Source organism: Microbacterium sp. HMWF026, from assembly GCF_003061325.1.
Taxonomy (GTDB): domain Bacteria; phylum Actinomycetota; class Actinomycetes; order Actinomycetales; family Microbacteriaceae; genus Microbacterium; species Microbacterium testaceum_E.
Window position 1 is genome coordinate 1 of the sequence record NZ_QAJB01000106.1, and the last position, 8,055, is coordinate 8,055.

The 8,055-nt window shown below is 71.8% G+C and carries 8 protein-coding genes and 1 pseudogene; 3 read left to right on the forward strand and 6 right to left on the reverse strand.

Translation table 11 applies throughout. The features are described 5' to 3' along the window. A partial coding sequence (locus DBR36_RS05020; RefSeq protein WP_181373484.1) for an MFS transporter occupies window positions 1-560 on the reverse strand: 560 nt, incomplete at its 3' end. 208 nt (window positions 561-768) lie between these two features. Between DBR36_RS05020 and DBR36_RS05025 the strand changes: the two genes are divergently transcribed. After that, window positions 769-1,227, forward strand: coding sequence for a hypothetical protein (locus DBR36_RS05025; RefSeq protein ID WP_146185237.1), 459 nt, complete (start codon window positions 769-771; stop codon window positions 1,225-1,227). Window positions 1,228-1,275: 48 nt separating this feature from the next. Here the strand turns inward: DBR36_RS05025 and DBR36_RS05030 are convergent, their stop codons facing one another. From DBR36_RS05030 to DBR36_RS05040, 3 genes are all read right to left on the reverse strand, one after another. Next, window positions 1,276-1,602, reverse strand: coding sequence for a thiamine-binding protein (locus DBR36_RS05030; protein ID WP_108317847.1), 327 nt, complete (start codon window positions 1,600-1,602; stop codon window positions 1,276-1,278). 64 nt (window positions 1,603-1,666) lie between these two features. After that, window positions 1,667-2,974: a glycosyltransferase family 87 protein gene (locus tag DBR36_RS05035; protein WP_108317848.1), complete on the reverse strand. Its 1,308-nt coding sequence runs from the start codon at window positions 2,972-2,974 to the stop codon at window positions 1,667-1,669. Window positions 2,975-3,048: 74 nt separating this feature from the next. Continuing rightward, the gene (locus DBR36_RS05040) at window positions 3,049-3,894 is read right to left on the reverse strand and encodes an ADP/ATP-dependent (S)-NAD(P)H-hydrate dehydratase (RefSeq protein WP_108317849.1); all 846 of its coding nucleotides are present in this window, start codon (window positions 3,892-3,894) and stop codon (window positions 3,049-3,051) included. A gap of 29 nt (window positions 3,895-3,923) precedes the next feature. On the opposite strand from DBR36_RS05040, the gene DBR36_RS05045 reads away from it, so the two are divergent. Further along, a complete protein-coding gene (locus DBR36_RS05045; protein WP_108317850.1) occupies window positions 3,924-4,982 on the forward strand; it encodes an NADH:flavin oxidoreductase/NADH oxidase in 1,059 nt (352 codons plus the stop codon). A 98-nt stretch (window positions 4,983-5,080) separates the two neighbouring features. Here the strand turns inward: DBR36_RS05045 and DBR36_RS05050 are convergent, their stop codons facing one another. Then, entirely contained in the window at window positions 5,081-6,136 is a 1,056-nt protein-coding gene (locus tag DBR36_RS05050; RefSeq protein ID WP_108317851.1) for a hemolysin family protein, read from the reverse strand. Beyond that, window positions 6,136-7,476 (reverse strand): hemolysin family protein, encoded by a 1,341-nt coding sequence (locus DBR36_RS05055; RefSeq protein WP_108317852.1) that lies wholly within the window; start codon window positions 7,474-7,476, stop codon window positions 6,136-6,138. The genes DBR36_RS05050 and DBR36_RS05055 overlap by 1 nt, the downstream gene beginning before the upstream one ends. 157 nt (window positions 7,477-7,633) lie before the next feature. Here DBR36_RS05055 and DBR36_RS05060 point away from each other — a divergent pair. Then, a pseudogene (locus DBR36_RS05060) lies at window positions 7,634-8,055 on the forward strand (hypothetical protein); the annotation flags it as partial.

Consider the following 8,055-nt stretch of genomic DNA (forward strand, 5'->3'; position numbering starts at 1 on the left):
GGTACGAAGAGGGCGATGCAGATCGCGGCGAGGGCGAAGATGGCCGTCACCACGGCGAACGCCGCTCGCCAGCCGACCTGCTGGCCGAGCAGGGTTCCCAGGGGCACCCCCACGACGTTGGCGATGGTCAGGCCCGTCAGGACGAAGGCGACGCCCTTCGCCCGGTTGCCCGGACCCAGGACGTCGGCGGCGACCAGCGCGCCGATGCCGAAGTAGGCGCCGTGCGGCAGACCCGCCAGGAAACGGGATGCCGCGACCAGCTCGAAGGTGGGGGCGATGACGGTCAGCAGCGTGAAGAACGCCAGCGCGACGGCCAGCACGATCATCACGCGGTGACGCGGGAAACGGGCGACCGATCCGGCGATCGTCGGCGCGCCCACGACGACGCCGAGCGCGTACAGCGAGATCAGCCACCCCGCCTGGGCGATCGCGTCGTCGGGCGACGCGGCCCACGTGCCCGGAACGAGCTCGCGCGCGATGTTGGGCAGCAGGCCCATCACCACGAACTCGGTCATGCCGATGCCGAAACTACCGATGGCGAGAGAAAGGAGCGCCCGCATCGCCGCACCTCTCGAGGTCGTCGAAGAGGTCACCCATCGATGCTAGTCGGCGGGACCGGCCGGGGTCGATTCGTTTCGGAGGACGTCACCCCTCCTCCCCCGTCGGCATCTCGGGCGAATCGTCCCCCATGTCAACCGGTACCCGCACCGACCGCACCCGCATCTGGAAGCGTCGAGGCCCGAACCGCACACTGAAGGGATGCCGCACATGACGGAACCGCAGAGCTGGGTACTGATCGGCACGTTCGCCGCCGCCATCCTCGGCGGCATGACGTTCACGACCAACCTCATCACCTCGACGTTGACCAAGGTGATCACCGCGAACACCGAGCGGCTCGACATGAAGATCGACGCCACGCGCGCCGAGCTCGCCGCCGAATCGCAGGCGACCCGCTTGCGGATCGACACCGTCGAGGCGGTGCTGAACGCCAAGATCGACATCGTCGAAGCCGGACTCAACGCCAAGATCGACGGTGTGGAAGCCGGACTCAACGCCAAGATCGACGGTGTCGAAGCCGGACTCAACGCCAAGATCGACGGTGTCGAAGCCGGACTCACGGCGCAGATCTCGAGCGTCGAGAGCCGCTTGCGTGGCGACATGGCGCGGATCGACGCCGACGTCACCGCCATCACCCGGCACATCTGGACCGATCCACCCACCGCGTGACGAGCGTCGGTGCGCCGCTCCCCATCCCGGTGCGGCGCCGCGTCCGCGTCAGTCCTCGCGCCGCTCCAGCGCCTGCTCCAGCCGCTCGATCTTTCCGTCGATCTCGCCCGTGCGGCCGGGCCGGATGTCGGCCTTCAGCACGAGCGACACGCGTGAGCCGAAGGGCAGGACCGCCTCAGTCGCGGCCTTGACCACGGCGAACACCTCGTCCCACTCCCCCTCGAGCTCGGTGAACATCGAGGTGGTGCGGTGCGGCAGGCCCGAGGCGCGGACGACCGCGACCGCGGCGGCGACCGCATCGTGGACCGAGGCATCCGGGTTCTCCGCGACGGCGGATCCGACCCCCGAGGGGGCGACCGAGAAGGCGATGAGCATGCTCCGAGACTACGGTCGCGCGACCCCGCGCGTCGATCGGCTCACCGTCGCCCGCGCCCGCGCCTCAACGACGGACGGTCGCCCGCGCCGGTACCGGGCGTCGACCGGTGACGATCTCGCGGAGTCCCGCCGGGGGACGCACCCGACCCGTGGGGACGCGCACCACGCGCACGACGGCCCACACCAGCAGCACGAGCGCGAGCACGTTGCGCACCTCGAGCACCGTCACCGGGAAGGGGTTGGGGTGCGTCGCCATCAGCCCGTCGTACAGCAGGGGGTACATCCACTGCGTCAGCCCGGCGATGACCAGCGTCATCCCGGCGAACGCGTACCACCGGCGGCGGTCGATCATGAGGCCGACCACGACGGGCGCGAACAGCCACACGTAGTACTGCGGGGAACCGACCTTGTTCAGCGCGATGAACGCCGTCACCAGCGCGAGCGAGAGCGGCGGGAAGAGGCTGATGAAGGTCGCACCGTGGCGGAGCTTGTGCACACCCACGATCGCCACCCCGACCATGGTCAGCAGCATGATGGGCGTCATCGCCGCGATGAGGGGCTCGGCCCCCGGCCCCGTGACCTGGAAGGTCAGGACGTCGCCGTCGTAGTAGACCTCGCTCCCGGGTACGTAGAACGCCGCGAGGAACATGTACAGGCCGCCGACGGGCGCCTCCATCTGGATGCCGCGCGAGGTCTGATCGCCGACGAAGCCGAAGACGTAGGGCGCCCCTCCGAGCGACACGACCGGGATGATCGTCAGCACCGACACCGCCACCGCGCCCCAGACCAGCGCGAGCCGACGACGGATCGCCACGAGCCCCGCGGCCAGGATCGCGGCGGGCCAGACCTTCATCCACACCGCGACGGACAACAGGACGGATGCCACGAACGGGCGTCGCAGCATCCAGGTGCCGCCGAGGATCGCGAACGGGACGGTGATGCCGTCGATGCGGTACAGCCCCACGGGCCCGATCAGCAGGATGGCCGCGAGCCAGAACCATGCCGCGAGGACGCGGCCGCGGGAGCGGCCCCGTCCGACGAGGATGACGAAGGCGACGAGGTTGAACAGCGAGACGGTGATCGCCCAGGCCGGGGTGTAGCCCACCGCCCACGCGAAGGCCCACGCGAACGTCATGGGCAGGAACGCCAGCTGCGGGTAGATCCACTTCTCGGTGATGCCGGGCCACTCCCACGCCACGCTCCGCGTGCAGGAGCTCACGTCGATGCCGCCGAAGAGGGCGCAGCGCGACCACGGTTCGTACACCAGGTACACGTCGCCCATGGGTTCGTTGGGCTGCTGGTAGCCCAACCAGCCCACCACGACGTGCACGGCGACGAACGCGATCAACAGGGGAACGACACGCCTCAGCACCGCCTCATCCTAATTGGGTGCTCCCGCGGCCCCGGGACGCCCTCCCCGGCCCTCCCGGCGCGACGGCGAGAACGTTACGCGATCGAGTCCCGCAGCACCTCGGCGATCACCTCGGGAACGGCCTCGGCCACGTCCAGCGCCGTGATCGGGCCGCCGCCCCCGTTCCGGGCCGAGGCGACGTGCGCGGCGCGCCCGTGCACCCACGCCGCCGTCGCCGCGCAGGCCGCGAGCTCCACCGCGTCGGTGCGCCCGTCGGCCACGGCCCCGGCGACCACGGCCCCCAGGACGCCGCCGAGCACGTCACCCGTGCCCGCCGTCGCCAGCCACGGCGTCCCCGCCGACACGTGCGCGACCCATCCGCCGGGAGCCGCGACGATCGTCAGCGCCCCCTTCGACAGCACCACGCCGCCGAACGCCTCCGCGGTCTCGACCGCGATGCGTTCCCGGTCCGCGGGGTCGCCCGGCTCGAGACCGAGCGAGGAGCGCAGACGGTCGAGCTCTCGCGCGTGCGGCGTCACGATCACGGGCGCCTCCGCCCCGGACACCAGGTCGAGCGCCCCGGCGTCGACGACGACCGGCACCTCTCCGTTCAGGATGCCGCGCAGGGCCGCGGTCTCGCCGGCGTCGCGCTCCGCGGCATCCGTTCCCGAGCCGAGCACCCAGGCCTGCACCCGTCCGTCGGCGGTCACCGTCTCGGGGCGTCGCTGCAGGACCAGGTCCTGGGCGCGCGAGGGCCCGAGGTAGCGCACCATGCCGGTGCCCGTGCGCCAGGCCGCCTCGACCCCGAGCACCGCTGCGCCCGGATACCGTGCCGAGCCCGTGCGCAGGCCCACGACCCCGCGGGAATACTTGTCGTCGTCCGCGGTTGGCCTCCGCAGGACGCGCGAGGCCGAGCCCCCGTCCCATTCCGTCGCCGTCATGGCGTCACCCTAGAACGAGAAGGACACCGATGAGCGCCCTCTTCACTCCCCTGTCGATCCGCGGTATCGAGACGCGCAACCGCCTGTGGGTCTCGCCGATGTGCCAGTACAGCGCGGTCGACGGCGTGCCGAACGACTGGCACCACGTCCACCTCGCTCAGTTCGCCGCCGGCGGCGCGGGTCTCGTGGTGGCCGAGGCCACCGCCGTCTCGCCCGAGGGGCGCATCTCGCCGCAGGACGTGGGCCTCTGGACCGACGAGCAGGCCCGCGCCTGGGAGCCGATCGTCGCGGCGATCCGCGCCCGCGGCGCCGTCGCGGGCGTGCAGCTGAGCCACGCGGGACGCAAGGCGTCGACGTCGGCGCCGCTGACGGGCGCGCGCGGCACCGTGTCCCCCGCCGACGGCGGGTGGACCACCGTCGCCCCCTCGGCCCTGGCCTACGCCGACTTCGCCGAGCCGACCGCGCTCGACGCCGCCGGGATCGACCGGGTCGTCGACGACTTCGCGGATGCCGCGCGCCGCGCCGCCGCGGTGGGCTTCGAGGTGCTCGAGCTGCACGCCGCCCACGGGTACCTGCTGCACCAGTTCCTGTCGCCGCTGACCAACCACCGCGACGACGAGTACGGCGGATCGTTCGAGAACCGCGTCCGCCTGCTGGTGCGCGTGACCGCCGCCGTGCGCGCTGCGGCGCCGGACGCCGCGGTGTTCGTCCGGTTCTCGGCGACCGACGCCGCCCCCGGCGGGTGGGACGTGGACGACACCGTCGCGGCCTCCCGCCTGGTCGCGGACGCCGGGGCCGACCTCATCGACGTCTCGAGCGGGGGTCTCGTGCCGCACCAGCACATCGTCCCCGGACCCGGATACCAGGTCGGCTACGCCGCGACCGTCCGGCGCGAGACCGGGCTGCTAGTCAGCGCCGTCGGCATGATCGACGACCCCGCCCAGGCCGAGGCCGTGGTGGCCGAGGGGCGCGCGGATGCCGTGATGTCGGCCCGGGAGTGGCTGCGCGACCCGCACTACGCCCTGCGTGCGGCCGTGGCGCTCGGCGCCGACTCGCCCGCTCCGGCGCAGTACCTGCGCGCGTACTGACCCGCACCCCGGCGCATCCGCGCCCCACCGCCGACCCGCGACGGAGAACACCGGATGCCGCGACCCCGGGGTCGCGGCATCCGTCGTCGAAAGCGTGCTCAGACGAAGCGGCGACGCTCGGTGGCGTCCTGCACCTCGCCGACGAGTTCCTCGATGACGTCCTCGAGGAACAGCACGGCGCGCACGTCGCCGTTCTCGTCGCGCACCTGCGCGAGGTGGCGGCCCGAGCGGCGCATGAGCGCGAGGGCGTCCTCGAGGTCGGTCGTCTCGAGGACGGACACCATGTGGTGCACGCGCTTGGACGGGATGGGCCGCAGCATGTCGGCATCCGCCCCCTCGGCCGCGCGCAGCACGTCCTTGAGGTGGACGTACCCGGTCGGGACGCCCGCGGCATCCACGATGACGTAGCGCGAGTAGCCGTGCTGGGCCACCGCGCGCTCGATCTCGGCGGGGGTCGTCGTCTCGGGCAGCGTCACCAGGGCGGCCATCGGCACCGCGATGTCGGCCGCCTTCTTCTCAGTGAACTCCACCACGGCCGTCACCGTTCCCGACGCATCGTCGAGCACGCCCTCGCGACGCGACTGGGAGACGATCGTCGCGACCTCGTCGAGGGTGTAGGTCGAGGCGGCTTCGTCCTTGGGCTCGACCCGGAACAGGCGCAGCACGTGGTTGGCGGTCCAGTTCAGCGCGACGATGATCGGGTGGAACGCCTTCGAGACCGCGACCAGCGGCGGGGCGAGCATGAGCACCGCGCGGTCCGGCAGCGAGAACGCGAGGTTCTTCGGCACCATCTCACCGAACACCACGTGCAGGTACGACACCAGCAGCAGCGCCACGACGAAGCCGATCACGCCGACCGCGGCCTCGGGCAGCCCCGTCAGACCCAGGGGTCCCTCGAGCAGGTGGTGGATCGCCGGCTCCGACACGTTCAGGATCAGCAGCGAGCAGATCGTGATGCCCAGCTGGCACGTGGCCAGCATCATCGTCGCGTGCTCCATGGCGTAGAGCGCCGTCTTGGCCGCTCGTGACCCGCGGTCCGCGTGCGGTTCGATCTGCGAACGGCGCGCCGAGATGACGGCGAACTCCGCGCCGACGAAGAAGGCGTTGGCGATCAGCAGCACCACCAGCCACGCGATTCCGGCCCAGTCGCTCATCACTGGTCACCACCCTTCGCCGCACGGACGAGGTCGTCGACGTCCTGCTCGCGGGGCGTGGGCGTGTACTGCACGCGGTCGACGCGACGGCCGTCCATGCGCTGGACCGCGAGCACGCCGTCGTCGAGGTCGACGGTGTCCCCCACCACGGGGATGCGCTCGAGCGCGGCCATGATGAACCCGCCGACCGTGTCGTAGACGTCGCCCTCGGGCACGCGCACACCGGCGCGGTCGAGGACCTCGTCGGGGCGCAGGTCTCCGGGGAAGGTGAGGGATGCCGCCGACCGCACGACGCCCGCACGGGAGCGGTCGTGCTCGTCGAGCACCTCGCCGACGATCTCTTCGACCAGGTCCTCGAGGGTGACCACGCCCGCCGTCCCGCCGTACTCGTCGACGACGATGGCCATCTGGTACCCCCGCGAGCGCAGCTCCGACACAAGGGCGTCGAGGTGGACGGTCTCGGGCACGCGCAGAGGCTCGGTCGCGAGGGCCGCGACGGGTACTTCGGCCCGGCGATCGCGCGGGACGCCGATCGCGGCCTTGAGGTGCACGACGCCGACGATGTCGTCCATCGACTCGCCGTAGACGGGGAAACGGCTGTGCCCGGTGCGCCGGGCGAGCTGCACGACGTCGTCGGCGGGGTCCCCTGCGGCGAGCGCGTGCACGCTCGGTCGCGGGGTCATGACGTCGGCGGCGCTCAGTCGCGCGAAGGTGAGGCTGCGATCCAGCAGGGAGGCCGTGTCCTTCTCGAGCATCCCGGCGCTCGCGGACCGCTTGACCAGGCTCGACAGCTCCTCGGCCGACCGCGCTCCCGACAGCTCCTCCTTCGGCTCGACGCCGAGGGCGCGCAGCACGCCGTTGGCGCTGCCGTTGAGCACGAGGATCGCGGGCTTGAACACCGCGGTGAAGGCTACCTGGAAGGGGATGACGAGCTTGGCCGTCTGCCGGGGGATGGCGAGGGCGAAGTTCTTGGGAACGAGCTCACCGAGGATCATCGACAGCACGGTCGCGAAGCCGACGCCGATGATGGCGGCGAGCGTGACGGTCACCGCCTCGGGCAGCCCCCACGCCTCGAAAACGGGGCGGAGCAGGTTCGAGATGGCGGGTTCCATCGTGTAACCCGTCAGCAGCGTCGTGAGCGTGATGCCCAGCTGCGCGCTCGACAGGTGGGTCGAGGTGATCCGCAGCGCGTCGATCGTCAGCGACAACCGCGTCTCGCCCGCGGCGCGGCGCGCCTCGAGATCGGCGCGGTCGAGGTTGACCAGGGCGAACTCGCTCGCGACGAACAGTCCGGTGCCCACGGTGAGAAGCAGCCCCACGCCCAGCATGACGTAATCCATCAGGCATCACCCCCGCTCGCGGTGGCGGCGGAAGAGGGTCGGAGGGGCCTGGGTCTACAACTGGGAGGGTCGTCCATCGTGCCGTCGATTCTATGACAGCCCGACCCTGCCCGGCGCGGGCTGTCACGGTTCCGCGCGAGCGCGACACGATGGGGGCATGGATGCCTCCCCCTCGACGCAGCGCCGCGCCGCCGCCGCGGAGCGAGCGGTTCTGGACCGCTACCTCCACCGTTACGGCCCCGTCGCGTGGGCGCACGCCGCCACGGGCGACCGGCCGGCCCGGCGGACGTGGCACTACTGGTGGCACGCGCACCTGCTGCACGTGCTCGCCGACGCCGAACGAAATCGCCCCGACCCGCGCCGTCGACGACTGCTCCGCCGCCTGCGACGCGGGGTGACCCTGCGCACCCTCGGCCGCTGGACGACGCCGTTCTACGACGACATCGCCTGGATGGGACTCGGGCTCTTCTCCAGCGGCGCCGACACCCGCGCGCTGCGCAAGATCTCGCGCATCCTGCGCGAGGCGATCGACCCCGCCCACGGCGTCCTACCCTGGAGCGTCGGCAGCGACCTCTACAA

Bases quoted from the DNA above. Each gene is read 5' to 3' on its own strand.
- DBR36_RS05030 (WP_108317847.1), bottom strand. From the start codon at position 1,602: ATGCTCATCGCCTTCTCGGTCGCCCCCTCGGGGGTCGGATCCGCCGTC.
- DBR36_RS05045 (WP_108317850.1), top strand. From the start codon at position 3,924: ATGAGCGCCCTCTTCACTCCCCTGTCGATCCGCGGTATCGAGACGCGC.
- DBR36_RS05055 (WP_108317852.1), bottom strand. From the start codon at position 7,476: ATGGATTACGTCATGCTGGGCGTGGGGCTGCTTCTCACCGTGGGCACC.
- DBR36_RS05050 (WP_108317851.1), bottom strand. From the start codon at position 6,136: ATGAGCGACTGGGCCGGAATCGCGTGGCTGGTGGTGCTGCTGATCGCC.
- DBR36_RS05040 (WP_108317849.1), bottom strand. From the start codon at position 3,894: ATGACGGCGACGGAATGGGACGGGGGCTCGGCCTCGCGCGTCCTGCGG.
- DBR36_RS05025 (WP_146185237.1), top strand. From the start codon at position 769: ATGACGGAACCGCAGAGCTGGGTACTGATCGGCACGTTCGCCGCCGCC.